The organism is Aeromonas sp. HMWF017 (assembly GCF_003061465.1).
In the GTDB taxonomy this organism is placed as follows: Bacteria; Pseudomonadota; Gammaproteobacteria; order Enterobacterales; family Aeromonadaceae; genus Aeromonas; species Aeromonas veronii.
The window spans coordinates 83867-109438 of record NZ_QAJD01000005.1 but is presented as its reverse complement, the minus strand read 5'-3'; the positions used below and the strand labels follow the sequence as shown (position 1 = coordinate 109438).

The window sequence follows — 25572 nt, the reverse complement described above, 5'->3', positions numbered from 1 at the left end:
AGTTACTCTTCGATAAAGGTCCACTCATCCTTGATGCGGCTGATGGCGTCGGTGCGCTTTTTGGCGAGCTGCTCCTTGATCTCTTCCCCTTTGAAACCGGCCGCTACTATCTCTTTCACCGGCACCGCCTGGGCAGCAGCCAGCGCCTCGGCCACATAGTCCGGCTCGGCATAGACCCGCTCCTCGAAACCGGTGCGGCCGTGGAAGTCGGCGCGGCAGGCATCCAGCAGCTGGGCAAAGCGCTCGGGGCGGCGCCAGGCATCTGCCTTGTCGAACACCTTGAGCAGGGTGGCGGGCTTGAGTTCAAAGGCGATGTGGATGTGGGTGTGCAGATCGCTCACCAGCAGCGCCAGATCCCGGCACTCGTTGGGTACCCGGAACCGCTCGCACAGGGCGCGGATCAGCGGCAGCCCCTTCTGGCCGTGACCGTGATGGCTTGGCCAGAACTCTTTGGGGGTGATCCCCTTGCCAAGGTCGTGGCAGAGGGCGGCAAAGCGGACGGTCAATTCCGGGGAGATCCGGCACGCCTGCTCCAGCACCATCAGAGTGTGGATGCCGGTGTCGATCTCCGGGTGCCACTTGGCCGGGGCGGGGACGCCAAACAGGGCATCAATTTCGGGGAAGAGCGCCTTGAGGGCGCCGCACTGGCGCAGCACCTCGATAAAGATCTGCGGGGTCGGCCCCAGCAGCACTTTTTCCAGCTCCTTCCAGACCCGCTCCGGGGTGAGGTGGGCCAGCTCGCCGGCGGCCGTCATCTCGCTCATCAGGGTGAGGGTCTCTGGCGCAATGGCAAAACCCTGGGCATGGAAGCGCGCGGCGAAGCGGGCGACCCGCAGGATGCGCAGCGGGTCTTCGGCAAAGGCGGGGGAGACGTGGCGCAGCAGCCGTTTTTGCAAATCCTCGATGCCACCGTAGGGATCATGGAGCTGGCCCTGATCATCTTCGGCGATGGCGTTGATGGTGAGGTCCCGGCGCAGCAGATCCTGCTCCAGGGTCACATCGGGGGCGGCGTGGCAGACAAAGCCGGTGTAGCCCTGACCCTGTTTGCGTTCGGTACGGGCGAGGGCATACTCCTGCTGGGTTTTGGGGTGAAGAAACACGGGGAAGTCGCGACCGACCTGGGTAAAGCCCAGCGCCAGCATCTGCTCCACGGTGGCGCCGACCACCAGATAATCCCTGTCGCCCTGCGGCAATCCCAGCAGGCGATCCCGCACTGCGCCCCCAACCAGATAAGTCTGCAAACCGTCTCTCCCGTCATCAATCGTGGGGCCGAGTATATCGTCTTTGTTACCGCTTTGCTGCCTGACCACCACCTGGCCGCAGCGCCAGTCAGCGCGGCTTTGACTTGGGCGTGACGAGGCCTTACGCTGCCGCACCAGACAGCTGGCGCTGTGCTGCGGGATGACTTTATGCCCGTGCAGGCCAGATGAGCCGAAGGAACCGCAGAGTTCCCCTTATATCAACGACATGAGAACAACGTGAATCAATCAACCTTCGCAAGCCGGGTTCTGGAGTGGTACCAGCTTCATGGCCGCAAAACCCTGCCCTGGCAGCAGGAGAAGACCCCTTACCGGGTCTGGGTCTCGGAGATCATGCTGCAGCAGACTCAGGTCGCTACCGTGATCCCCTATTACCAGCGTTTTATGGCGCGCTTCCCCGATGTGGTGGCGCTGGCTGATGCCCCCGTCGATGAGGTGCTGCACCACTGGACCGGGTTGGGCTACTACGCCCGGGCCCGCAACCTGCACAAGGCGGCCCAGCAGGTCCGCGATAACCACCACGGTCTCTTTCCCGAGCGTTTTGACGAGGTGATGGCGCTGCCGGGGATTGGCCGCTCAACCGCCGGGGCCGTGCTGTCGCTCTCTCTGGGTCAGCCCCACGCCATCCTTGATGGCAACGTGAAGCGGGTACTCACCCGCTGGCTGGCGCTGCCGGGCTGGCCCGGCCAAAAACAGGTGGAGAACGAGCTGTGGGAGATCGCCATCCGGCTGACCCCCAAGCTCGGTGTGGCGCACTACAACCAGGCGATGATGGATATCGGGGCGACGATCTGCACCCGCAGCAAGCCGGCCTGTGATCGCTGTCCGGTGCGGGCCGATTGCCAGGGGCTGTCGCAAGGCAAGCCCACCGCCTATCCCAATAGCAAGCCCAAGAAGAGCATTCCGGCCCGCGATGGCATCATGCTGCTGATCCGCCACGGCGATGAGTTGTTGCTGGAGAAGCGGCCGCCGCAGGGGATCTGGGGCGGGCTCTACTGCTTCCCGCAGGTGGCCGCGCTGGCGGAGGTCGATGGTCTGCTGGCTTCCCTTGGCCTGAGTCATCACGGTTATCGGGAACTAGCCGGTTTTCGCCATACCTTTAGCCACTTCCATCTCGATATTCAGCCGCTGCTGATTGACATTGATGAGGCGCAGCCGCTGCGGCTCATGGAAGCAGATAACCGACTCTGGTATAACTTACGCCATCCTGCCGAGGTGGGGCTGGCGGCCGCCACGGCCCGTCTGCTCGCCTATCCAGAGTTACAACCATAGAGGTCAACATGAGCCGTACTGTATTTTGCCAACGCCTGAAAAAAGAGGGCCCGGGTCTGGATTTCCAACTCTATCCCGGTGAGCTCGGCAAGCGGATTTTTGACAACATCAGCAAGGAAGCCTGGGCCGAGTGGCAGAAGAAGCAGGTGATGCTGATCAACGAGAAAAAGCTCAACATGATGAATCTTGAGCATCGCCAACTGCTGGAAAAAGAGATGGTCAGCTACCTGTTTGATGCAGGTGAAGTGCAGATCGAAGGTTACACCCCACCTGCCCAGTAAGCTCTCCGGCTGTTGTACGTGTGAACCGGAGCGGGCATGGCGCCACTGCTGGCGTGACCGCTCCTGAAGTCGCAGCAAATGAATGATGGGCAGCTCTGCTGCCCGGTTTGAGGATCCTATGGGCCGAATTTTTTGGCTGCTGTGCACCCTGCTGTTTCTCTGTGCCTGCTCATCCTCCCCCAAGCCCAGCGGGAGTGAGGATGACGATCTGGTCAACGGCAAGGACATCCGCGGTTTTGAACACATGATCAGCGCACTCTCCCATAACGTGAACGAGATATGGGGGCGGGAGGCGCTGTTTGCGGGCAAATTTGACTACGTCAAATACACGGATCAGTACAAGAGCCGGGCCCACATCGACTTCTCCAGCGGCCACATCATGGTGGAGACGGTCTCGGGCATCGATCCCCGCGCTCACTTGCGCCGCGCCATTATCGAGACCCTGCTGACGCCGGACGATCCGGCCGAAGTGGATCTTTACTCCGACCGGGAAATTCTGACCGGCGGCGAGCCCTTCCTCTACGGTCAGGTGCTGGACAACCAGCGCCAGCCAATCCGCGCCTCCTGGCGCGCCGAGCGTTATGCCGATTACCTGCTCAACACGGCGATGAAGAAGCGCACTCTGGGGATTCGCACCATCTTCTTCGTCGATATTCCCATGGTGGCCAACCATGAAGATCGACGGGGCTACAAGTATGCGGGGATCATCCGGGAAGCGTCGCGCAAATACGGCGTGCCGGAGAGCCTGATCTATGCGGTGATCAAGACCGAGAGCAGCTTCAACCCCTATGCGGTGAGCCATGCCAACGCTTATGGCCTGATGCAGGTGATCCCGGCCACAGCCGGTCGTGACGTCTATGTGCGGGTCAAGGGCAAGAACGGCCAGCCAACCCGGGAGGAGCTGTTCAACCCGGCCTACAATATCGATGTTGGTACCGCCTATCTGCACCTGTTGCAGACCGTCTATCTGGCGGATATTCAGGATCCGCGCTCCCGTCGCTATGCGGTGATCTCCGCCTATAACGGTGGCGCTGGCGGGGTGCTCAATACCTTCTCCAGCGATCGCAAGGCGGCGCCGGGCCGGATCAACCGGCTCTCCCCCGAGGCGGTCTATCAGGTGTTGACCGAACAGCATCCCAAAGAGGAGGCGCGCCGTTACCTCTACAAGGTCAATCAGGCCGAGAAGGGGTTCAAGAGAGCCTTTGCCAGTCGGGCCGGTTAAGCGGTGACGCTGGGTTAACCATGCAAAAGGGCGCTTGATATCAAGCGCCCTTTTAACGTCTGGCCAGTTCGTCGTTGAAGTGGCCTTATTTGGCGATAAAGCCGCCCTTGGTCTGCGGGGCCGCGCCCACTTTCTCCAGGGTTTTCACTTCCACTTCGGTCTTGCTCCAGCTGTGGTCCACTTCACCACGGATGCGGATCTGATCATCCGGGCCCACTTCAGTGCCACGCCACACATCCTGATCCACTTCGACCTCCACCTCACCGCTGGCATCGCGGAACAGATAGTTCTCGCCGCCCAGGTGCTTGACCAGTTTCCCTTCCAGGGTGGCCCAGCTGTCATCGGCCAGATCTTTCAGTTGAGCAACGGAAACCTTGTTCTGCTCTTGCGGGCCGGTATAGGCCGCCATGGCAAAAGAGGAGACAGACATCAGGGTCAACAGTCCGATTACGCTTGCGCTTGCCTTGTTCATTTCATACTCCTGTCGTTGGTATGAGGGCATTGTGCCGGGGGGGATGTGAAACAAGCGTGAAAGAAATCGGCTGGTGTGATTGTCTGTTTTGTGAGCGCAAGCGATTTCATCGGTGGCGGAACATGTGTGGTTTCATCTGGAACTGTAATCTGTCGCCTTCACCAGAAGTCAGTGGCAGCAGACTCTTCCCATGCCTGTTGCCACTCGAGGAGAAGTCCGCAGGTCGCACCTGCTTAATCGAAGAGCATAACAATATGAAAAAATGGCTTGTTTGTTTATTGGGGTTAATGGCATTGACCGTTCAGGCGGTCGAGCATCCTGCCTTTTCCCGTATCGTGATGTTTGGTGACAGCCTCTCCGATACCGGCAAGATGTACAAGAAGATGCGGGGGTATCTTCCCTCCAGCCCACCCTACTTCAATGGACGCTTCAGCAACGGCCCGGTGTGGCTGGAGCAGTTGGGTGACGAGCGTTTCCCCGGTCTGGTCGTGGCCAACGAGGCGGAAGGCGGTGCAACCGCGGTGGCCTATAACCATCTGGGTGCCTTGAATGGCTGGCTCGGTTTCTGGTCCTGGGATCCCAAATATCAGGTGATCAACAACCTCGATTACGAGATCGACCAGTTCCTGAAAAAGGACAAGTTCCGCCCCGATGATCTGGTGGTGATCTGGGTCGGTGCCAACGACTATCTGGCTTATGGCTGGAACACCGAGCGGGATGCGGATCGGGTGATCGATACCATCCGGCTGGCATCCAACCGGTTGGTGCTCAACGGCGCGCAGCAGATCCTGCTGTTCAACATTCCTGATCTGGGGCAGACCCCGTCAGCCCGCAGCATGAAGGTGGTGGAGAAGGTGCGCCATGTGGCCAGCTACCACAACCAGAAGTTGCAGAACCTCACTCGCGAGCTGGCTCCCCTTGGCATCGTGAAGCTGTTCGAAGTGGACAAGCAGTTTGACGAGATGATGCGCGATCCTCAGCAGTTCGGGCTGAGTGACACAGAACACGCCTGCTACGGTGGTGGCTATACATGGAAGCCGTTCTCCGGCAGCGCCGCCGAGGTGGCTGCGACCCCGGCTTTGAGTGTCTCCGAAAGAGTGGCTATTGCCGGTAACCCGATCCTGGCGCAGGCGGTGGTGAGCGGGCAGGCAAAAGGGCGAGCAGCGACTCTCAACTGCGATGAGCATATGTTCTGGGATCAGGTGCATCCGACCAAGACGGTGCACAAGGTACTGAGCCAGCGTGTTGCTGACTTTATCGATCAGCACTACGAGTTTGTTCGTCACTGATATCGCTTCGGGCCAGCATGTTGCTGGCCTTTTTTCCCTTTCAGCCCTCATCTGTGCGTCTTTTTGCGTCACATCCAGTTCAAATAACAAACGTTTGTTGCTGTTTTTGTAACGTGGTTGCGTTAGAGTGTTTTTTGTTAATTGATATCAGTGACTTGAAAATAGGCTAACGTTGATATGCTGCGATCGCTTTTGGGTGGTTGCACCTATAAGACGAGGTGATATCAATCAACCTCCTCCTACATAAAGTTGCAGAGGCTCAAACATGAAAAAATCATTGATTACCTTGCTGGTTACCGGCTTGCTGGCGGCCAATGCCCAGGCTGCCGGTCAGGACAACACCTGGTATGGCGGTGCCAAACTGGGTTGGTCCAACTTCTACGGCATTGATGAAAGCAATGCCCTGACCCTTGGCAATGAGACCAACGATGCCTTGGGGGCAGGCGTGTTTGGCGGTTATCAGATCAACAAGAATCTGGGACTGGAGCTGGGTTACGACTATCTGGGCAATTACAAATACGATGCCACTACGGCGGCAGGCGCTTTCAGTGATGAAGTAAAAGCACAGCTGGCTCAACTGACCCTGAAACTGGGCTTCCCGGTTACCGATAATCTTGATCTATATGGTCGTGTCGGTGGCGGTTATGGCTGGGCTGATACCAAGAGCGATGTCTACAAAGATGACAGCCGCTTTGTCATGGTCGGTGCACTGGGTGCCGAGTATGCGTTCAATCTCGACTGGGCCGCTCGCCTGGAGTACCAGTACACCACCCCGTATGGCAGCCGCGATGATACCGGTCTGAGAATGGATAACGGCCTGCTCTCACTGGCAGCGGTTTATCGCTTTGGTCAGGTTGCCCCTGTGGCGCCCGCCCCGGCCCCGGAACCTGCTCCTGCACCTGTGATGGTTGAGAAGCAGTTCACCCTGAGCTCCGATGTGCTGTTTGACTTCAACAAGGCGACCCTCAAGCCAGAGGCCAGTCAGGCACTGGATAGCCTCTATAGCCAGATTGAAGAAGCACGACCCAAAGATGGCGTGGCAACCGTAATTGGTCACACCGACCGTATCGGTTCCGATGCCTACAACCAGAAGCTTTCCGAACAGCGTGCCCAGACCGTTGCCAACTATCTGGTTGGTAAAGGGATCCCGGCCGCCAAGATCAATGTGGAAGGGCGTGGTAAATCCTCACCGGTTACCGGCGACAGCTGCGTCAGCAAGTCCAAGCGTGAGCTGATCGTCTGCCTGGCTCCGGATCGCCGTGTTGATGTGAAAGTCGAAGGTGTTAGCGAGGTGCAGGAGTAATCCTTCACACTGAGCAGAGTTCCACTGGGGCTGGAATGAACAGCCTCTGTCGGAGCAAGAGAGACCAAAAAGCCAGTCAGTTGATCTGACTGGCTTTTTACATTGGCATTGCGGTCGGGCAGGGGACAAATCAGGAAGGGAGCGGCATCACCCGGTTGCGCCCCAGCTCCTTGGCCTTGTAGAGCAGCTTGTCGGTACGTTCGACCAGACAGTCTGCGCTCTCCTGACCGTTGAACTCACCCACGCCAAACGAGGCTGTGATGTGGTCAATGCGGCGGCCCGATTTGCGATCCAGAATCGACATCCGCTCGATGGCGCGGCGCATGCTCTCCGCCATCTGTCTGGCCAGCGCCAGCGAGCGATGGGGGACCAGCATGGCGAACTCCTCCCCACCCAGCCGATAGGCGGTGACCCCCTCCTTGCAGGCATCGCGCAGCCGTTTGCTGAAGGCGCGCAGTACCTGATCGCCGAGCAGGTGACCATATTCGTCGTTGAAGTTCTTGAAGCGATCGATATCGGCGAGGATCAGCGAGAAGGGGTGCTGGCTGCGGATCAACCCCTCCAGCTCCAGATCGAAGGCGCGGCGGTTGAGCAGGTTGGTGAGGGCATCCTCGTTGGCCAGTTTGCGTGTCTCGTTGAGCGCGGCCCGCAGCTCCTTGATCTCTTTCTCCGCATTGCTGAGCTGGTTGCGAAAGTGCATGGTGGACATGCGCACATCCCGCGATTCGCGCACCAGCTCCCGCAGGATCCCCATGGTGTCTTCCAGGCTGAAACCCTCGTCATCAATGCGGCTGAGCTTGTCAAAACTCTTGTCGAGCATCTCCTGAAACATGCCGGTATCGGAGATGGCGTCCTGCATGGAGTGGCTGAGCTCGTTGGCCATGGCGGCGAGGCTCAGTTTCATCGCCTCCATCTGCTTCTCGTCCTGAGCGGCCAGATATTGGTGATAGAGCCGCTCGCAGGTGGTGAGTGAGCAGGTTCCCTGCATTTTGACAGCCTGATCAATCGCCTGGTTGAGCTCGGGCATGCTGGCCGAGACATAGTTGTACCACAGGTGGTAATTGTCCGGCGTCGTGGGGATCTGGTACTTGATCATCAAGGGAACCGCCTGTTTGAGATAGGCGGCGGATTGGGCAAATGTGTCCTTACTCATGAGTTCTGTGTCTCATCATGCCAGCGAACTGAAGATAGTATGACAGAGAGATTGGCCAAAAGGCAGCCGATGGATGCCATTCGCCCCCCCCTCCGATATAATGGCACCGTTACCACCTACCCTAAGGCCTGCTTATGTCTCAAAAAGATCCTTTCCTCGAACGCGAGGCCGAAAAATACGATAACCCCATCGCCAGTCGCGAGTTGATCCTGGAACTCATCAAGGGCCATGAAAAGCCCATGTCCCGTGAAGAGTTGGCCAAGGTCCTCAAGCTGAAAGATGAAGAGCCGTTGGAAGCCTTGCGTCGTCGTCTGCGCGCCATGGAGCGTGATGGACAACTGGTATTCACTCGCAACCAATGTTATGCCCTGCCGGATCGCCTGAATCTGGTCAAAGGTTATGTAATCGGCCACAAGGATGGCTTCGGTTTTCTGCGTCCGGAAGGTGGTGGTCCGGATCTGTATCTGAACAACCGAGAGATGCAACGCCTGATGCATGGCGATTACGTGCTGGTGCAGCCGACCGAGATCGACCGCAAGGGTCGTCAGGAAGCGCGTCTGGTGCGCCTGCTCAAGTCCCGTGAGGCAGACATTGTCGGCCGTTACTTCGTTGAGAATGGCGTTGGTTTCGTGGTGCCGGATGACAGCCGTATCGGCCAGGACATCATCATCCCGGAAGGGGAAAACAAAGGGGCTCGCCAGAGCCAGGTCGTAGTTGTGCGCATCAATCAACGCGCCACCTCCCGCATCAATGCCGTCGGCACCGTACTGGAAGTGCTGGGCGAGAACATGGCGCCGGGCATGGAGATCGAAATTGCCCTGCGTACCCACGGTATCCCGCACACCTGGCCGGAAGAGGTGACCAAAGAGGTTGCCGGTCTCGGCGAGCAGGTGCCGGAGAAGGCCAAAGAGGGCCGCATCGACCTGCGTGCCCTGCCGCTGGTGACCATCGACGGGGAAGATGCCCGTGACTTCGATGACGCCGTTTTCTGTGAAGCCAAACGCGGTGGCGGCTGGCGCCTGTGGGTGGCCATTGCCGACGTCTCCGCCTACGTGAAGCCCGGCACGGCGCTGGATGCCGAAGCGTATCAGCGCGGCAACTCCGTCTATTTCCCCGAGTTCGTGGTGCCCATGCTGCCGGAGGTGCTCTCCAACGGTCTCTGTTCCCTGAACCCGCAGGTTGACCGCCTCTGCATGGTGTGCGAGATGACCATCTCCGCCGCTGGCCGCATGTCCGGCTACAAGTTCTACGAAGCGGTAATGAACTCTCACGCCCGTCTGACCTACACCAAGGTGGCGGCGATCCTCGATGGCGATCCCAAGCTGCGCCAGCAGTATGATCCGCTGGTGGGCCACATCGAAGAGCTGAACAACCTCTATAAAGCGCTCAAGCATGCCCGTCACCAGCGCGGTGCGGTGGAGTTCGAGAGCGAGGAGACCCGCTTCATCTTCAACGCCCAGCGCAAGATCGACCGCATCGTGCCGCTGGTGCGCAACGATGCCCACAAGATCATCGAAGAGTGCATGATCCAGGCGAACGTGGCTGCTGCCCGTTATATCGAGAAGAACGAAGCTGCTGCCCTGTTCCGCGTGCACGACCGTCCGGGTGAAGAGCGTCTGACCGGTTTCCGCGACTTCCTGGCTGAACTGGGTCTGGAGCTCAAAGGCGGCCTCGAGCCCGAGCCGAAGGATTTCGCCGAGCTGGCTGCCAAATTTGAAGGGCGCCCCGATGCGGAGCTGCTCTCCACCATGCTGCTGCGCTCCATGCGTCAGGCCATCTATCAGGCCGACAACATCGGTCATTTCGGTCTGGCGTTGAAGTCCTACGCGCACTTCACCTCGCCAATCCGTCGCTATCCCGACCTGATCCTGCACCGGGCGATCAAGTATCAGACCGCCAAGGAGCAGCAGGGCAACCTGCGCCACAAGTGGACCCCGAGCGGTGGTTATCACTACCAGCTGGAAGAAGTTGACCCGATGGGCGAGCACTGCTCCATGACCGAGCGCCGTGCCGACGATGCCACTCGCGACGTGGCCGACTGGCTCAAGTGCGAGTACATGCTGGATCATGTGGGTGACGAGTTTGACGGCGTTATCGCCAGCGTCACCGGCTTTGGCTTCTTCGTCCGTCTGGCGGAGATCCACATCGACGGTCTGGTGCACGTCAGCACCCTCACCAACGACTACTACCAGTTTGATCCCCTGCACATGCAGCTGATTGGCGAGAACTTCCGCCGTCGCTACCGTCTGGGTGACAAGGTGCGGGTCAAGGTGATGGGCGTTAACCTGGATGATCGCAAGATCGACTTCGTGATGGTGGAAGAGCCGCTCAAGGCCACCGGCAAGAACGCCAAAGAGATGGCGCGCAAGCAGGCCGAGATCAAGAAAGAGAAGGCCAAGAGCGCCCAGCGCCACGAAAAACGTAAAGAGGGCAAGGATCACGGCAAATCCGACAAGGGTGGCCGCGCCAAACCGAGCAACAGACGACCGAGCAAAAAGGCTCGCGATAAGGCCAAGAGCACTAAATGAGTACTGAACTGATCTACGGCATTCACGCTGTCACCGCGCTGCTGGAGCGCACCCCGGAGCGTTTCATCGAGGTATGGGCGCTGAAAGGGCGGGATGACGACCGGCTGCAACCCCTGCTGGCCGAGCTGGAGTCCCTCGGCTTGCGCGTGCAGAGCGTGAACCGCAAGACCCTTGATGACAAAGCGGAAGGCAACAATCACCAGGGCATCATGGCCCGGGTGAAAGAGGCGCCGAAGCTCGCCGAGCACGATCTGGCCAGCCTGCTGGATGAGTTGGCGGCACAACAGAACCAGCCCTTCCTGCTGGTGCTGGATGGCGTTACTGACCCGCACAACCTCGGCGCCTGCCTGCGCAGCGCCGATGCTGCCGGGGCTCATGCGGTGATCGTGCCGCGGGACAAGGCCACGGGTCTCACCCCAATCGTGCGCAAGGTTGCCTGTGGCGCCGCCGAAGTGGTGCCGCTCATTCAGGTCACCAACCTGGCCCGCACCCTGCGCGAATTGCAGGAGCGCGGAGTCTGGATTGTCGGTACCGCTGGCGAGGCAGATCACGACCTCTATCAGGCCAAACTGACCGGCCCGATGGCGCTGGTGATGGGTGCCGAAGGTAAAGGTATGCGTCGCCTGACCCGCGAACATTGCGACGAGCTGGTGAGCATCCCGATGGCAGGGGCGGTATCCAGCCTCAACGTCTCGGTGGCAACCGGCGTTTGCCTGTTTGAAGCCGTGCGTCAGCGTCGCGGTTAATCATGCTGACTGACAGACCCCCCTTCGATTGGGCGCAGGTCGCAGATAAAGAGGAGGCCGCGCGCCTCCTCTCTTTTGCCCGCCCGCTGACCCTCAGCCCGAAAAGCTGCCTCTGGCACGCCGGCGACAGCCCGGATCTGCTGGTCAGGGTAGAGCAGGGGCTGCTGCGGGCGAAGCTGGTGCAGGAGGATGGCCGCGAGTACATCAAAGAGTTCTATTGGGAGGGGGACGAGTTTCTCGACTTCCACCACCTGCTCAGTGGCGAGCCAGCCCGCTACAGCGTGGAGGCACTGGAGCCCTGCCGTCTGCAGCTGTTCAGTCTGGCCGACCTGCGCCAGCTGCCCGGCTGGCCGCGCTGGTATCTGCACCTGCTGGAGGTGCAGCTGCGCATCAAGGAGGAGAAGGAGCAGTTGCTGCTGACCGGCAGCCCGCAGGCGCGCTATCAGCACTTTCTGGACAGCTTTCCCGCACTCGATGCCAGAGTGCCCGACCACCAGATCGCCGCCTATCTTGGCATTACTCCCATCAGTCTTAGTCGCATTCGCAAGCGGTTGAAAGCGCTGAACAAGGAGTAGTGACGCCGATGCTCCATGAGGAACTGTGTGGCCACCAGATTTCAGGCCTTTTATACAGTCCGTCTCGGCATCACGCCAGCCCATCAGCCTGAGCCGCATTCGTAAACGTCTGAAAGAACTTAACAAAGGTTAATGCAGGGCGCTGGTGCCGCGATTATGCTGGCAGGCCGAACTGATAAGGAGTTGCCGATGAACTGGATCCTGAAACCCTGGTCTGAACTGACCACTGACGAGTTGTATGAGTTGCTGGCGCTGCGGGCCGAGGTGTTCGTGGTGGAGCAAACCTGCCCCTTTCAGGATCTGGACGGGCTCGATCGCCGCGATGGGGTCTGGCACCTGCTCGGATATCAGGGCGATCTGCTGGCCGCCTATGCGCGGATCATGGCGCCCGGCATCGGCGACGAGAGCGGCGCCGCCATCGGTCGGGTGGTGACCTCACCCAAGGCGCGTGGCGGTGGTCTTGGTCACCAGCTGATCGGCGAGGCGGTCAAGGCGTGCGAGGCGCGCTGGCCGACTCACAGCATCTGGCTGGGGGCACAGGCACATCTGCAAGGCTTCTACGGCCAACACGGTTTTGTAGCGGAAGGGGAAGGCTATCTCGAAGACGATATCCCCCATATGGGGATGCGCAGAGTGGTGGCATAACCACTCGTCAGAGTGATTCAGAATGCAGAAGGGCCATCCCGCGGGATGGCCCTTCTCTTTATCGCCAGGCGATCACTTCTTCTTTTTCTTCTTGGCGGACTTCTTCTTGTCGACCGGCTTTTTCTTCTTCACCGGTACCCGGGCTTCTTTGTGTTTCGGGCGCAGCTCGTCGATCACCCGGCGCTTGAGGCGCTCCTCGGTGTAGCGCTCGATCTTGGCGACCATCGCCATGTCGTGGGCTTCTACCAGACTAATGGCACAGCCACGGTTGCCGGCGCGGCCGGTACGGCCAATCCGGTGGACGTAGACATCGGCGCCGTAGGGCATGTCGTAGTTGATGACATGGCTGACGTTCGGCAGGTCGATGCCGCGTGCGGCGACGTCGGTGGCGATCAGGAAGGGCACTTCCCCTTCGTGGAACTTGCGGATCGACTCGATACGCTTGCTCTGCTCCATCTCGCCACGGATCCAGGCGCAGGAGATACCTGCAGCCTGCAGCTGGCCGGAGAGCTCCGCCAGACGCTCGCGAGTCTTGACGAAGATGATCGCCTTCTGGGTTTCCGGATCTTTCAGGATATGGGTCAGCAGCGCCAGCTTGTGGGCGGCGTCATCGGCCAGATGGATCCACTGGGTAATGGGGCGACGTTCGCTGCGGGGCGGCTCGGCGTGCAGCTCCACCGGATCCTTGAGGATCTCGTTGGCGAACTTCTCAAGGCCGGCCCCTTCCAGGGTGGCGGAGAAGAGCATGGTGTGCTTGCGGTAGCGTGCCTCTTCCACGATGCGGTTCACATCCTTGATAAAGCCCATGTCCAGCATGCGATCCGCTTCATCCAGCACCAGCACCTCGATGTCGTGGCTCTCGAACTCCTCTTTCTCGATGTACTCGAGCAGACGGCCCGGGGTGGCGACCACGATGTCGGTGGTTTTGGTCAGGGCAGGCAGCTGCTCTTCATGGCTGACGCCGCCGATGATGGTCTCGATGCTGAGGTTGGTGTGAGCCGCCAGCGCCTTGGCGTGGGCGGTAACCTGCAGCGCCAACTCGCGGGTCGGGGTCAGGATCAGCATGCGGCAGGGGCCCGGCTTGCGGCGCGGGAAGTCCAGCAGGTGCTGGAGTGCCGGCAGCAGGAAAGAGGCTGTCTTGCCGGTACCGGTCGGAGCGGATGCCAGAATATCGCGGCCGTCCAGGGCTGGCTCCAGCACCATCTGCTGGATGGTGGTGGGGCGGGTGAATCCCATCTCGGCCAAGGCCCGGTTGAGGGCTGGGTGCAGGTCGAAATCATCAAAGGACTGGCTCATGGCAATACTCGGTCATTAAGGAAACGGCAGATTATAGGCGATTATCTCGTCGGCTCCTATTGGTGAGTGTGTCTTAGCCGCTATAATCGCCCACCATTTTTACAGATGACGGGGGCCAGATGGGACGTAGTCGCGGATTTACCTTCAAACAGTTCCATATCAATCACGATCGCTGCGCCATGAAGGTGGGTACCGATGGCATTTTGCTCGGTGCCTGGGCGCCGGTCGAACAGGCGCGTCGAGTGCTCGATGTCGGCACCGGCAGCGGCCTGATTGCACTGATGCTGGCCCAGCGCAGCAGATCTGACTGCCGTCTTGATGCGGTCGAGCTGGATATTAATGCGGCCAGTCAAGCGCGGGAGAATGCGGCTTCCTCTCCCTGGGCCGATCGGGTGACCGTCATAGAGAGTGCCATTCAGGATTATCAGGCAGCCCCTTACGATCTTGTCGTCTCTAACCCTCCCTATTTCTTGGCAGGCCAGTCATTTAGCGATCCGGCGCGGGCGTTGGCCCGCCATACCGGCGCCCTCGACAGCCATGCACTGCTGGCGGCCTGCAATCGTTTACTGAGCCCGAACGGGCAGGTGGCGCTGGTGCTGCCGACGGCGATGGCCGATGAAATTTTATGCATTTCGGCGAATTATGATCTGCATGGCATTTGTTATACAGCTGTTATCACCAGAGAGGGTAAAGAGGCAAATCGTGTTTTATTGCTACTTGGCAGAGGATTAAACAGGTGTGAGAGGGGTGAAATTGTGATCCATTCTGCTGATGGGGCCTATTCCGACAGATATATCCAACTGACCAACCCCTTCTATTTGAAGATGTAAATTTCGTCTTGAACTATTTTTTCACGCCATTATGCTGGTTCCAGATCGAGCGCCCGCTCCAGACCAGCTAAAACCACTGGTTGCGATGAAAAAACATGCGGGGCTCTTTTTTTATACCCCCTGAACACACCCGGTCAGCGACCGATAAAAACTATAACAAGCAATAATTTACAAGACAGACGAGGTTGAACTTGACGAAATCACTCACATTGTCCGATGTACTCGGATTAGGGTTTATGACCTTCGCCTTCTATCTAGGCGCCGGTAACATCATTTTCCCGCCGTTGGCCGGTTACATGGCTGGTGAGCACCTCTCCCTGGCGATGTTTGGCTTCCTGGTCACTGCCGTGGGCCTGCCTCTGGTGACCATTCTGGCCGTGGCGAAAGCCGGTAACGGCTGGGCTGGCATGACCAAGCTGCTGCCTGCCGGTGTTGCGACTGCGCTGGCCGTTGCCATCTATATCATCATCGGCCCGGCCTTTGCCGCGCCCCGTACCGGTCTGGTTGCCTATGAAATGGGCCTCAAGCCGTTCATCGGCGATATGGGGCAGGCTGGTCTTGCTGCCTATACCGTGATCTTCTTTGGTGTGGCCATTCTGGTCTCCATGAACCAGGGCAAGCTGATGGACGCCATCGGCAAATACCTGACTCCGGTACTGATGCTGCTGCTGCTGACTCTGGCTATCGGGGTATTCGTAGCACCGCAAGGCTCCATGCCTGATGCGTCCGGTGACTATCAGAACAGCCCCTTCGTCAAAGGGATCCTGGAAGGCTACAACACCATGGACACCCTGGCGTCCCTGATGTTTGGCGCCCTGATCGTCGATCTGCTGCGCCAGAAAGGCATCAACGATTACAAGAGCCAGTTCAAGTATCTGGCCATTGCTGGCCTCATCTCTGCCGTTGGTCTGAGCGTGGTGTACGTCTCCCTGTTCCAGCTGGGCAACACTGCGGCCGGCGTGGCGACCGATGTCAGCAACGGTGGCGCCATCGTCAACGCCTACGTACTGAGCCTGTTTGGTCAGCCGGGTCAGTTCATTCTGGCGGCCATCATCACTCTGGCGTGCTTTACCACTGCAGTCGGTCTGATCTCCGCCTGTTCTGATTTCTTCCACAATCTGACCGGCATGGCTTACAAGAAGCTGGTGGTGCTGCTGGGCGTTATCTGTGCCGTGGTTGCCAACGTGGGCCTGAGCCAGTTGATCAGCCTCTCCATTCCGGTGCTGGTTGCCATCTATCCCGTTGCCGTGGCGCTGGTACTGGTCACCTTCCTGAAGGGTTACTTCGGCCGTCCCCGTCTGGTGTTCCGTGGCGTGTTGATGGTTGCCTTCCTGTTCGGTTGCCTAGATGGTCTGGGTGCTGCCGGGATGAAGATGGATGCGTTTGCCTTCCTGCCGCTGTTCGACAAGGGCCTCGCCTGGCTGATGCCGACCCTGCTGGCCTGCGTAGTTGGCGTGATGGTGCGTCCGACCGAGATGGCTGCCGAAGCTGCCTGATCACACCCGATGTGATATTGCCAAGAGCCTGCCCCGTGCAGGCTCTTTTGTTTTCTGTGAGCCTCGCTTCTCGCCTCGCTTTGCTGCCGTAATTGTCACTGTACGCAGATAGCACCTGAGCAGCCGTATTTGGCCGCTATAACCTGTCCCCCCCCTTCTCACCTCCCATACGCCACATGCGACACCTGTTTATGGAGCGCTGAGTTATTCGGTGATTAATTCCACAGCGGTAAATTGTTTCAAGATATTAATTGGTGATTGAGATCGAACTTCTCTTCTTTATGCTAAAAATGGTGCGCCTCATCCGGTCCGCGGGCCGTGTGGGGACGAGAGGTATTGTTACCGGTTATCTGCCAGGCAGTGGGTGCAATCAATAACAAGCTGATAAGGCAGATGAGGTTGAGTTTGACGAAATCATTGAAGTTGTCCGACGTATTCGGATTGGGGTTTATGACGTTTGCCTTCTATCTGGGGGCTGGCAATATCATTTTTCCGCCGCTGGCCGGTTTTATGGCCGGTGAGCATCTGCTGGCCGCCATGTGTGGCTTTTTGCTAACGGCAGTGGGCTTGCCGCTGATCACCCTGATTGCGGTGGCCAAGGGGAGTTCGGGGGGCGGCGCGAGTGGCTGGACCGGAATGACCCGCTATCTGCCCGCCGGGGCGGCGACGGCGCTGGCCATCGCCATCTATATCATCATGGGGCCCGCCTTTGCCATTCCCCGCACCGGTCTGGTCGCCTACGAGATGGGGCTCAAGCCCTGGCTCGGCGATGCCGGTCATGCGGGACTGCTGATCTACACCCTGAGTTTCTTTGCGCTGGCGATCCTGGTGGCGCTCGATCGGGGCAAGCTGCTCGATGCGGTCGGCAAGTATCTGACCCCAGCCCTGATGGCGATGCTGCTTATTCTGGCGGTCGGGGTCTTTATGACGCCGCAGGGCACCATGCCTGATGCCAGCGGTGAGTACATAGATGCAGCCCTGACCAAAGGAATGCTGGAGGGGTACAACACCATGGATACCCTGGCCTCCCTGATGTTTGGTGCCCTGATCATCGGTTTGCTTCGCCAGAAGGGGATCGAGGATTATCGCAGTCAGTTCAAATATCTAACCATTGCAGGCTTGATCTCGGCGGTCGGGTTGTCGGCGGTGTATGTCTCGCTCTTTCAGCTGGGCAACAGCGCCGGTGGGGTGGCGAGCGATATCAGCAATGGTGGGGCCATCGTCAATGCCTACGTCCTGAGTCTGTTTGGTCAACCGGGCCAGTTTATTCTGGCTGCCATCATCACCCTGGCCTGTTTTACCAGTGCGGTCGGCCTGCTCTGTGCCGGTGCCGACTACTTCCATGGCCTTACAGGTTGGGCCTATCGCAACTGGGTGATGCTGCTGGGGGCGCTCTGTGCACTGGTGGCCAATGTGGGTCTGAGCGAATTGATCGGCCTCTCGATTCCGGTGCTGGTGACCATCTATCCGGTTGCCATCGCGCTGGTGCTGGTGACCTTCCTCAAGGGATGGTTTGCCCAGCCACGGCTGGCGTTTCGCGGCGTGTTGACGGTCGCCTTTCTGTTTGGTTGCCTCGATGGGCTGGGGGCTGCCGGGATGTCGATGGACGGCTTTGCCTTCCTGCCGCTGTTCGACAAGGGACTTGCCTGGCTGCTGCCGACTCTGTTGGCCTGCATCGTCGGCATCTTGATGCGACCAAGCGGTAAGCTGGCGGCCGAAGCGGCTTGATTCAGGAACAACGAGATAGCAAAGAGGCCAGCATCAGCTGGCCTCTTCTGTTTCTGCTGTAGCAGTTACAGGATCAGATTTGCGGGCCTTTTGGCTTGGGTTTTCCCTCCAGACCATACCAGTGGGTTTCTACCCGTCCGGCATGCCACTCGAAGGTGCCCCAGGGCTGCTTGGCTTCCCAGCGCGGGAAGTTGATGAGCACCCGGTTATCTTCGTACTTGTAGAGGGAGGTGCTGATCTGAATGTCCGACAGGATCAACAGCAGGGCCCAGCAGATGAAAATCCATTTCAATGCTTTCCACATAGGGTTACTCGAAGCAGATTTCGATAGTGGCGCGACCGAAATCAGATTCGAACGGCATCATGATCTTGGTGCCATCGGCACGGTGGGTAATGGTGTGGTTGGGGCCGGAGACGATGATGGGGGTCGCCATGTCAAACTCGTAGCCCTTCTCGCCCAGCATCCGCTTGGCACCGCCGGTCACCATGTTGGTGATTTCACCGACCATGTCGGTCACCTCTTCGTTGATGTTGGCGGGAGCTTCCCCCAGCATGCGGCGCATGATCTCCAGCGCCAGCCCCTTCTCGAAGCTGATTGAGAGGGAGCCACGGGTCTGCGGGCCGACCATGCCGATCAGGCCGGAGACGTCACCGCGCGCCAGCTCATCCATCTTGCGTTTCGGTTTGCCCGGTTTGAGTTCCAGCTGTGCCATGGTCGAGAGCACATTGAGCAGGGATAGCAGGAACGGATTTACAAAATCAGCCTTCATGATGACTTCCTACAGTGGGCGTACAACGGGCACATTGGCCATGTGCCTCTATCGTCTTATTGGTAATAGTAAAACCATGCAAGTGGGCCTGCTCGGAAAACGCGCTATCGATCGCCGTATCGTGAAGCTCGACCACATCCCCGCACTCGTCGCAGATCAGCAACTGCATCGGGTGAGCGTGATCGAAGTGGCAGCAGAAGATAAACGCGTTGAGAGATTCCACCTTGTGAGCAAAACCCTGTTCGAGCAAAAAATCGAGTGCCCGATAGACGGTTGGCGGCTTGGCATTGGCTTCGGTTTGTTGCAGCTGGGCCAACAAATCATAGGCGCTGATGGCATTGCCGTGTGCCGCTAGCAGGCGAAATACCTGACGTCGGGTCGGGGTGAAGCGGATCCCTCGCTGTATACAGAGTCGCTCGGCTCGTTGTAAAAGTTGGTCTTGATTCATGATCGCGCAGATACCCTTTCTATTAGCCGGATACTATCACAGGGCCTCGCATGGCGCGGCGACAAAATTCATTTTCTGGGGCTGCTTCACGTTGTGATAAAATCCGCCCCTTTCTTTAGCCAACCCGGATGATTTTTATGCAGGCGCAGCGTTTTTCCATCGCCCCCATGCTGGACTGGACTGATCGGCATTGCCGTTACTTTCATCGACTGATGAGCCGCCAGACCTTGCTCTATACCGAAATGGTGACCACCGGCGCCATCATCCATGGCAAGGGGGATTATCTGGGTTACAGCGAGCAGGAGCACCCCATCTCCCTGCAGCTGGGGGGCAGCAATCCGGCCGATCTGGCGCGCTGTGCCAAGCTGGCCGAGGAGCGTGGCTATGACGAGGTGAACATCAACGTCGGCTGCCCCTCCGATCGGGTGCAGAACGGTCGCTTTGGTGCCTGCCTGATGGGTGAACCGGCGCTGGTGGCTGACTGCGTCAAGGCGATGCGCGATGTGGTCGATATTCCGGTGACGGTGAAGACCCGTATCGGTATCGACGATCAGGACTCCTACGAATTTCTGCAGGCCTTTATCGAACAGGTGCGCGATGCCGGTTGCGACACCTTCATCGTCCATGCCCGCAAGGCGTGGCTGAGTGGCCTGAGCCCCAAGGAGAACCGCGAGATCCCGCCCCTCGATTATCCCCGCGTCTATCGGGTCAAGCAGGATTACCCGGAGCTCACCATAGCTCTCAACGGCGGTGTCACCTCCATGGAGCAGACTCTCGAGCATCTGCAACATGTTGATGGCGTGATGATGGGGCGTGAAGCCTATCAGAACCCCTACATTCTGGCGCAGGTGGACAATCTGGTGTTCGGCCAGAACAACGCCGTGCCGAGCCGCCATGAAGTGGTGCGGATGATGCTGCCCTATATCGAGCAGGAGCTGGCCAAGGGCAACTACCTCTCCCACATGACCCGCCACATGCTGGGGTTGTTCCAGAACATGCAGGGGGCCCGCGCCTGGCGTCGTCACCTGAGCGAGAACGCCTGCAAACCGGGGGCGGATATTCAGGTGGTGCTGGATGCCATGGCCAAGGTGCCGGAGTTTGCCGCCAGCGAGCAGGGCGAATAACTCTCCTGTCAGGCAAAGCGAAAAAAGCGCGTCTTGTGACGCGCTTTTTTGATCGCTGTCGCTTCAATATCTGAACTGGTTGATCAGCCGCGAGAGATCCTGCAGCCGCTCTACCAGCAGGGTGATGCCATCTAGCGCCTGCCTGCTGTTGTCGGCGGTGTGGCTGGCAAGTTGGTGGATCTGGTGCACCCCTTCATCGAGGGTCGCCGTCACATCGGCCTGCTGACTCACCGCCTGGGCGATCTCGTCACTGGTGCGGGTCACCTGCCCCAACATTTGGTTTATCTGGGTGAGCACATCGGCGGTGGTGCCCGCGTGCTGCTGGCAGCGCACCGAGGTCTGCGCCCCTTGTGTCATCCCGTCCGACAGCTGTCGTGTAGTCTGTTGCAGCGCCTGGATCATCTCGTGGATCTCGCTGGTCGAGGCACGGGTCTTCTGGGCCAGCGCCCTCACTTCATCCGCCACCACGGCAAAACCGCGCCCCTGTTCGCCCGCCCGGGCGGCCTCGATGGCCGCATTGAGTGCGAGCAGGTTGGTCTGGTCGGCGATTTGACTGATCACCTCCAGAATACCGCTGATCTTCTGGCTGTCGCTGGTGAGCTGGGCCAGCACGGCGTGGTTGGCATCCAGCTCCTGATGGAGTTGGTTGACGGCAGAACGGGTGGTCGCCAATGCTTGCAGCCCCTCGTCGGAGACCTGCTGTACCTCTATGACCAGATTGCTCGCCTCATGGGCACTGTGGGCCACATCCCGAATGGAGTGGCTCAGCTCGGTGATGGCGGTCGCCAGCTGCTCGCTGTGGGCGCGCTGCTGCTGCAGATGGGTATCGATGGTCTGGATATTGCCCCGGTCATCTTCGGCTGCCTGCAGGATCTGCTGGTTGGTGTCGGCACTGCGCCCGACCACTGCCTTGAGCTCGGCCTGCTTCATCCGCAGGGCCAGTTCGACTGCAGCCAGGGTGTCGCGCCGTCGGGTGTAGAGCACCTGACAGAGGCGGGTTCCCTTGTCTTGAGCGGCAAGGGTAAGCAGATGAGCCAGCCGTTGCTGCAATCGCCAGCCGTGGATTGCCTGTGCCAACAGCAACAAGGCGGTGGGCAGCAGCCATAACAGGTTGCCGGTGGCAAAGGTAGCAAGGGTGGTGAGCAAGGCAGAAATGGAGAGCCAGAGGGTCAGCCGACCCGGTTCAATGTGACACCGGCTCAGCCAGGGGAGCGCCTTGCCGCTGCGCAGCAGGCCATAGAGCTGCTCGGCCCAGGCCACATCGCTGGCGGCGGGTTTGGTGCGCACCGACTGGAACTCGACGATCTCCTTCTGCGCATTGAGGATCGGGGTGACGTAAGCGTTTACCCAATAGAACTGACCGCTTTTGGCGCGGTTCTTGACCAGTCCCATCCAGCTTTTGCCCTGTCGCAGCCGCTGCCACATGTCGGTGAAGGCCGCCTTGGGCATGTCGGGGTGTCGCACCAGATTGTGGGGTACCCCTTCCATTTCGGCAGCACCATACCCGGCCACATCACAGAAATGCTGGTTGGCATAGGTAATATGACTGGCGGGATCCGTGGTCGAGATGAGTGCGATGTTGTCGGGGAAGTGTATCTCCCCCTCCTGATGGAGTTTGGTCATGTGTCGTTCCTGAAAAAGCCAAGTAACTGATAAATATATTTTTATTGTCGTTCTCAGTTAATCATTCTAAGGCTCTTCAGTGACCCGAACTTGGCTTGGGTCAATTAATCAACACAATGAATTGATGAAGTGAGGGTCAGCTGGCCGGTGTGAAATCGTGAACTTCACCCTTTCTTGGGGCGAGGCGAGGATCATCATCTTTGTACTCATGTACAAGCTGCATGGTTTTGCAGAAGCTGGCTTGTTTGTCGTACTCCTGACGAGCCAACTCGATGGCCCGCTCGGCCCGGCGCCGCTCCATCTTGTCAGACTTGCGATCGCTGAACTGTTGCTGCTGGTGCAGCATCCAGCCGACAAACTCTTGCTGGCATTGGGATTCGCTGTTGGCCTGAGCAGGCAGGGTCCACAACAATGAGAGCAGTATCAAATAACGCATGTCTGACTGGGTATTGAAGATTAATTGAACAGAAGGGGCGGCATTTTAGGCTGGAAATCGGGGTGTGAACAGTATCAATAGCGAGGCCCTGCGGGGCCTCGCATCGTTGTGGCCGGTCTCAGTGTTTGACGAGGTACAGCTGGCGGCTGTAGGCCACATCTTCCGGGTTGTTGATGGGGTAGCCCTTGAGCCATGGCTTGATGAGGCGGGCATTGGTGTACTGGTAGATGGGGGCGATGGGGGCTTGATCCAGCAGGATCGCCTCCGCCTCGCCAAACAGCTTGCTGCGGCTGGCGGCATCCTGAGTGCTGGCCGCCTCTGCCAGCAGCTGGTCATAACGGGCATTGGCAAAGCCAGCCATATTGCCGCTGTGACGGGAGCCCCACAGGCCGAGGAACGCTGACGGGTCGTTGTAATCTGCGACCCAGGAGGAGCGGATCACCTCGAACTGACCGCTCTGGCGACTGTCGAGATAGGTTTTCCACTCCTGATTGGTCAGCTCGACCTCGGCGCCCAGCTTCTGCTTCCACATGCTGGCAATCGCCAGTGCCATCTTCTTGTGAATTTCCGCGGTGTTGTAGAGCAGGGTCAGCTTGAGCGGCTTGTCCGGGCCGTAACCAGCCTCCTTGAGCAGGGCCTTGGCCTTGCTGTCCAGCTCCGGTTGGCTGCTGGTGGAGAGCAGGTTGGCGGCCGGGGTAAAGCTGGCGGTCACATCCGGAGTGAAGTGATAAGCCGGTTTCTCGCCGGTACCGAGCACCTTGTCGGCGATCAGGGCGCGGTCGATGGTGTAGGAGAGCGCCTTGCGTACCCGCACATCGTTCAGTGGTGCCTGACGGGTATTGAAAGCGTAGTAGTAGGTGCCGAGCTGATCCGGGGTGTAGACCTCATTCGGGATCTGCTGCTTCAGCTTGTCGTACTGCTCCTTGGGGAAGGATTCGGTGATATGCAGATCGCCAGCCAGGTAGCGGTTGGTCGCCGCGCTCTCCTGATTGATCGGCATGAAGATCACCTTGGTCAATACGGTATGGGCCCGATCCCAGTAATAAGGGTTGGGGGTCAGCTCCAGCTTCTCGTTGACCACCCGGTTGTTCAGCACAAAGGCACCGTTGCCCACCAGTTTGCCGGGCTGAGTCCACTGGTTGCCGTACTGCTCGATGCTGGCCTGATGGAGCGGCGACAGGCTGGGGTGGCTCAGCAGGTTCAGGAAGTAGGGCACCGGCTGGGAGAGGGTCACCTGCAGGGTGTGGTCATCGAGGGCCTTGACCCCCAGCTCGCTGGCAGGCAATTTGCCAGCCACGATCTCGTCCACCTTGTCGAAACGGGCCAGTTGGGCAAACCAGGCGAAGGTGGCCGCCTCTTTCGGGTCGACCAGCTTGCGCCAGCCGTAGACGAAGTCGCCGGCCTTGACCGGATCGCCGTTGGACCAGTGCGCATCCGGGCGCAGATGGAAGGTAAAGAACTGGTTGCCCTTGTTCTCCCAGCTGGCCGCCACCCCGGCAACCGGTTTGCCATCCGGCCCCTGGGTCAGCAGCCCCTCGAACAGATCCCGCAGTACCTGCAACTCCGGCAGGCCGACCAGCTTGAGCGGGCTCAGGCTCGCAGGTTCATCCTTGAGGTGGCGAACGACAATCTGCTCGGCGGCGAGTTGTGTTTCGGCGGGAATATCGGCAGCCTGGACAGCAGCACAGCCCAGCAGGGCCAGCAAGGGGGTCCATCCTTTCATGGGTCGGATCCTTCAAATAGTGTGAAGCGGGGAGAAAACTCGGCGAGAAAATATCGCCGATAGATGGGAAATCATGATATCCCGTTTGCTGGTCTGACCGCCAGCATTCGACTCTCACTCCCAATCGGGGTAGAAGAGCGTTCCCGGCGTCTGCGCAGTTCAATGTGGTGAGGAGTGTCAAACGATGAAAGCATGGTTATTGCTGGCCTGTGTGCTGAGCCAGGGTGCCTGGGCGTTGGCCCCGTGCCAGAGCAACACGGCGGTGGGCAACTGGTGCGAGATCGGCATCGATGCCTTGCACCCGACTCAGGGGGGCGTCGGCCAGATCCAGGTCGATGAGACCCAGGCCACATTGGCGGGCATGAGCGCAAAGCAGCTCGACAAGTTGATGAAAAAGAAAGAGATCCCCGTGGTGATTGCGCCGGATGGCAGCTACTGGCTGGTGGACCGCCACCATCTCACCAAGGCGTTGTGGCAGCAGGGCGTCAAGGATGCCCGGGTCAAGGTGATTGGCCGTCTGCAGGATAAAGCCAACTTCTGGAGTCAGATGCAGAACAACCACTGGGCCTGGCTCAAGGATGAGAAGGGGCAGCCGCTGACCCCGGAGCAGTTGCCGAGCAGCATCGACAAGCTGCCTGATTACCCCTATCGCACCCTCGCCGGACTGCTGCAGAATGCGGGCTACTTTCGCAAGGACAAACAGGTCTATTTCGTCGAGTTTGCCTGGGCCAGCTGGCTCGGCAAGCAGATGCAATGGATGCCGGTGGACAGCGCCAATCTGGCGGCCCGCCTGCAACAGGCCAAACGGCTCGCCTGCGGCAGCGATGCCAGTGACTTGCCCGGTTATCCCGGCAAGCAGTGCAGCCTCAACCAGTCCAAAAGCGCGCAATGAGTGGATGTGCGATGACGGCATCCAGAGCATGCCGGAGATAAAAGAGGGCGACCCCGGGGTCGCCCTTCTGCTGTCAGCTACCGGTTAGCGGTGGTCACTCATGGCGCTCCGCCCAGCGGGCGGCCGCCTGTTCAAGCAGGGCGACGTCACCTTGCTGGATCAGCGGTAGCAGATCGTTGACCTGTTGATCCGGCCAATCCCACCAGGCGAGGGCCTGTAGCCGGGCAATCTCCTCCTCGCCAAAGCGCATCCGCACCACCCTGGCCGGGGTGCCCGCCACCATGGCATAGGGCGGCACATCCTGATTGACCAGCGAACGGGCGGCGATGATGGCGCCGTCGCCGATGGTGACGCCGGGCATGATCATCGCCTCCATGCCGATCCAGACATCGTTGCCGATGCGGGTATCGCCAGCGGGGCGGTAGCTGCGCTTGAGCGCTGCCAGATCGGCGAACGGATAG

General features: G+C 59.2%; 25 protein-coding genes. 14 read left to right on the top strand and 11 right to left on the bottom strand.

What is annotated here, in order from left to right:
- Positions 1–2 precede the first annotated feature (2 nt).
- Positions 3–1241: a multifunctional CCA addition/repair protein gene (locus DBR30_RS00930; protein ID WP_108541241.1), complete on the bottom strand. Its 1239-nt coding sequence runs from the start codon at positions 1239–1241 to the stop codon at positions 3–5.
- A 237-nt stretch (positions 1242–1478) separates the two neighbouring features.
- Here DBR30_RS00930 and mutY point away from each other — a divergent pair, with 237 nt between their 5' ends.
- From mutY to mltC, 3 genes are all read left to right on the top strand, one after another.
- Positions 1479–2531, top strand: a complete 1053-nt coding sequence (gene mutY / locus DBR30_RS00925; protein ID WP_108541242.1) for an A/G-specific adenine glycosylase — start codon at positions 1479–1481, stop codon at positions 2529–2531.
- Between the two features lie 8 nt (positions 2532–2539).
- Positions 2540–2812 carry an oxidative damage protection protein gene (locus tag DBR30_RS00920; protein WP_005335828.1) on the top strand — a complete coding sequence of 91 codons (273 nt, stop codon included), beginning with the start codon at positions 2540–2542 and terminating at the stop codon, positions 2810–2812.
- 118 nt (positions 2813–2930) lie between these two features.
- The gene (gene mltC, locus DBR30_RS00915) at positions 2931–4034 is read left to right on the top strand and encodes a membrane-bound lytic murein transglycosylase MltC (RefSeq protein ID WP_108541266.1); all 1104 of its coding nucleotides are present in this window, start codon (positions 2931–2933) and stop codon (positions 4032–4034) included.
- 85 nt (positions 4035–4119) lie between these two features.
- On the opposite strand, the gene DBR30_RS00910 is transcribed toward mltC, so the two are convergent.
- Positions 4120–4506 (bottom strand): YgiW/YdeI family stress tolerance OB fold protein, encoded by a 387-nt coding sequence (locus DBR30_RS00910; protein WP_108541243.1) that lies wholly within the window; start codon positions 4504–4506, stop codon positions 4120–4122.
- A 254-nt stretch (positions 4507–4760) separates the two neighbouring features.
- On the opposite strand from DBR30_RS00910, the gene DBR30_RS00905 reads away from it, so the two are divergent.
- Positions 4761–5795 carry an SGNH/GDSL hydrolase family protein gene (locus tag DBR30_RS00905; protein ID WP_108541244.1) on the top strand — a complete coding sequence of 345 codons (1035 nt, stop codon included), beginning with the start codon at positions 4761–4763 and terminating at the stop codon, positions 5793–5795.
- A gap of 265 nt (positions 5796–6060) precedes the next feature.
- The gene (ompA, locus tag DBR30_RS00900) at positions 6061–7098 is read left to right on the top strand and encodes a porin OmpA (protein WP_005335824.1); all 1038 of its coding nucleotides are present in this window, start codon (positions 6061–6063) and stop codon (positions 7096–7098) included.
- A gap of 130 nt (positions 7099–7228) precedes the next feature.
- Here the strand turns inward: ompA and DBR30_RS00895 are convergent, their stop codons facing one another.
- Complete coding sequence (locus DBR30_RS00895; protein ID WP_181363462.1) at positions 7229–8251, bottom strand: GGDEF domain-containing protein; 1023 nt, start codon at positions 8249–8251, stop codon at positions 7229–7231.
- Positions 8252–8385: 134 nt separating this feature from the next.
- On the opposite strand from DBR30_RS00895, the gene rnr reads away from it, so the two are divergent.
- The 4 genes from rnr (at position 8386) to DBR30_RS00875 (ending at position 12745) form a co-directional block, all read left to right on the top strand.
- Complete coding sequence (rnr, locus tag DBR30_RS00890) at positions 8386–10779, top strand: ribonuclease R (protein WP_106844083.1); 2394 nt, start codon at positions 8386–8388, stop codon at positions 10777–10779.
- Positions 10776–11525, top strand: coding sequence for a 23S rRNA (guanosine(2251)-2'-O)-methyltransferase RlmB (gene rlmB, locus DBR30_RS00885; protein ID WP_108541245.1), 750 nt, complete (start codon positions 10776–10778; stop codon positions 11523–11525). The genes rnr and rlmB overlap by 4 nt, the downstream gene beginning before the upstream one ends.
- A gap of 2 nt (positions 11526–11527) precedes the next feature.
- Positions 11528–12100 carry a Crp/Fnr family transcriptional regulator gene (locus tag DBR30_RS00880; RefSeq protein ID WP_108541246.1) on the top strand — a complete coding sequence of 191 codons (573 nt, stop codon included), beginning with the start codon at positions 11528–11530 and terminating at the stop codon, positions 12098–12100.
- Positions 12101–12289: 189 nt separating this feature from the next.
- Positions 12290–12745 (top strand): GNAT family N-acetyltransferase, encoded by a 456-nt coding sequence (locus tag DBR30_RS00875; RefSeq protein WP_108541247.1) that lies wholly within the window; start codon positions 12290–12292, stop codon positions 12743–12745.
- Between the two features lie 72 nt (positions 12746–12817).
- On the opposite strand, the gene srmB is transcribed toward DBR30_RS00875, so the two are convergent.
- Entirely contained in the window at positions 12818–14041 is a 1224-nt protein-coding gene (gene srmB / locus DBR30_RS00870; RefSeq protein ID WP_005335816.1) for an ATP-dependent RNA helicase SrmB, read from the bottom strand.
- Positions 14042–14160: 119 nt separating this feature from the next.
- Here srmB and DBR30_RS00865 point away from each other — a divergent pair, with 119 nt between their 5' ends.
- From DBR30_RS00865 to brnQ (DBR30_RS00855), 3 genes are all read left to right on the top strand, one after another.
- Positions 14161–14871, top strand: a complete 711-nt coding sequence (locus DBR30_RS00865; RefSeq protein WP_108541248.1) for a tRNA1(Val) (adenine(37)-N6)-methyltransferase — start codon at positions 14161–14163, stop codon at positions 14869–14871.
- Positions 14872–15062: 191 nt separating this feature from the next.
- Positions 15063–16367: a branched-chain amino acid transport system II carrier protein gene (brnQ, locus tag DBR30_RS00860; protein ID WP_005335813.1), complete on the top strand. Its 1305-nt coding sequence runs from the start codon at positions 15063–15065 to the stop codon at positions 16365–16367.
- A gap of 450 nt (positions 16368–16817) precedes the next feature.
- Complete coding sequence (brnQ, locus tag DBR30_RS00855) at positions 16818–18095, top strand: branched-chain amino acid transport system II carrier protein (RefSeq protein WP_258224251.1); 1278 nt, start codon at positions 16818–16820, stop codon at positions 18093–18095.
- A gap of 73 nt (positions 18096–18168) precedes the next feature.
- On the opposite strand, the gene DBR30_RS00850 is transcribed toward brnQ (DBR30_RS00855), so the two are convergent.
- The 3 genes from DBR30_RS00850 to zur are packed head-to-tail and all read right to left on the bottom strand — an operon-like array spanning position 18169 to position 19313.
- The gene (locus DBR30_RS00850) at positions 18169–18399 is read right to left on the bottom strand and encodes a hypothetical protein (protein WP_005335809.1); all 231 of its coding nucleotides are present in this window, start codon (positions 18397–18399) and stop codon (positions 18169–18171) included.
- A 4-nt stretch (positions 18400–18403) separates the two neighbouring features.
- The gene (locus tag DBR30_RS00845) at positions 18404–18865 is read right to left on the bottom strand and encodes a chemotaxis protein CheX (RefSeq protein WP_005335807.1); all 462 of its coding nucleotides are present in this window, start codon (positions 18863–18865) and stop codon (positions 18404–18406) included.
- Positions 18855–19313, bottom strand: a complete 459-nt coding sequence (zur, locus tag DBR30_RS00840; RefSeq protein ID WP_005335805.1) for a zinc uptake transcriptional repressor Zur — start codon at positions 19311–19313, stop codon at positions 18855–18857. Before zur ends, DBR30_RS00845 begins: the two co-directional genes overlap by 11 nt.
- 137 nt (positions 19314–19450) lie before the next feature.
- On the opposite strand from zur, the gene dusA reads away from it, so the two are divergent.
- Positions 19451–20437 carry a tRNA dihydrouridine(20/20a) synthase DusA gene (gene dusA / locus DBR30_RS00835; RefSeq protein ID WP_019445726.1) on the top strand — a complete coding sequence of 329 codons (987 nt, stop codon included), beginning with the start codon at positions 19451–19453 and terminating at the stop codon, positions 20435–20437.
- 63 nt (positions 20438–20500) lie between these two features.
- On the opposite strand, the gene DBR30_RS00830 is transcribed toward dusA, so the two are convergent.
- From DBR30_RS00830 to DBR30_RS00820, 3 genes are all read right to left on the bottom strand, one after another.
- Positions 20501–22060, bottom strand: coding sequence for a methyl-accepting chemotaxis protein (locus DBR30_RS00830; protein WP_108541250.1), 1560 nt, complete (start codon positions 22058–22060; stop codon positions 20501–20503).
- 136 nt (positions 22061–22196) lie between these two features.
- On the bottom strand, positions 22197–22496 hold the full coding sequence (locus DBR30_RS00825) for a hypothetical protein (RefSeq protein ID WP_013723462.1): 300 nt from the start codon (positions 22494–22496) through the stop codon (positions 22197–22199).
- A gap of 118 nt (positions 22497–22614) precedes the next feature.
- A complete protein-coding gene (locus DBR30_RS00820) occupies positions 22615–24219 on the bottom strand; it encodes a peptide ABC transporter substrate-binding protein (protein ID WP_108541251.1) in 1605 nt (534 codons plus the stop codon).
- Positions 24220–24403: 184 nt separating this feature from the next.
- Between DBR30_RS00820 and DBR30_RS00815 the strand changes: the two genes are divergently transcribed.
- Complete coding sequence (locus DBR30_RS00815) at positions 24404–25111, top strand: ParB-like protein (RefSeq protein ID WP_108541252.1); 708 nt, start codon at positions 24404–24406, stop codon at positions 25109–25111.
- A 94-nt stretch (positions 25112–25205) separates the two neighbouring features.
- Here the strand turns inward: DBR30_RS00815 and DBR30_RS21475 are convergent.
- A partial coding sequence (locus DBR30_RS21475) for a CatB-related O-acetyltransferase (protein ID WP_258224249.1) occupies positions 25206–25572 on the bottom strand: 367 nt, incomplete at its 5' end.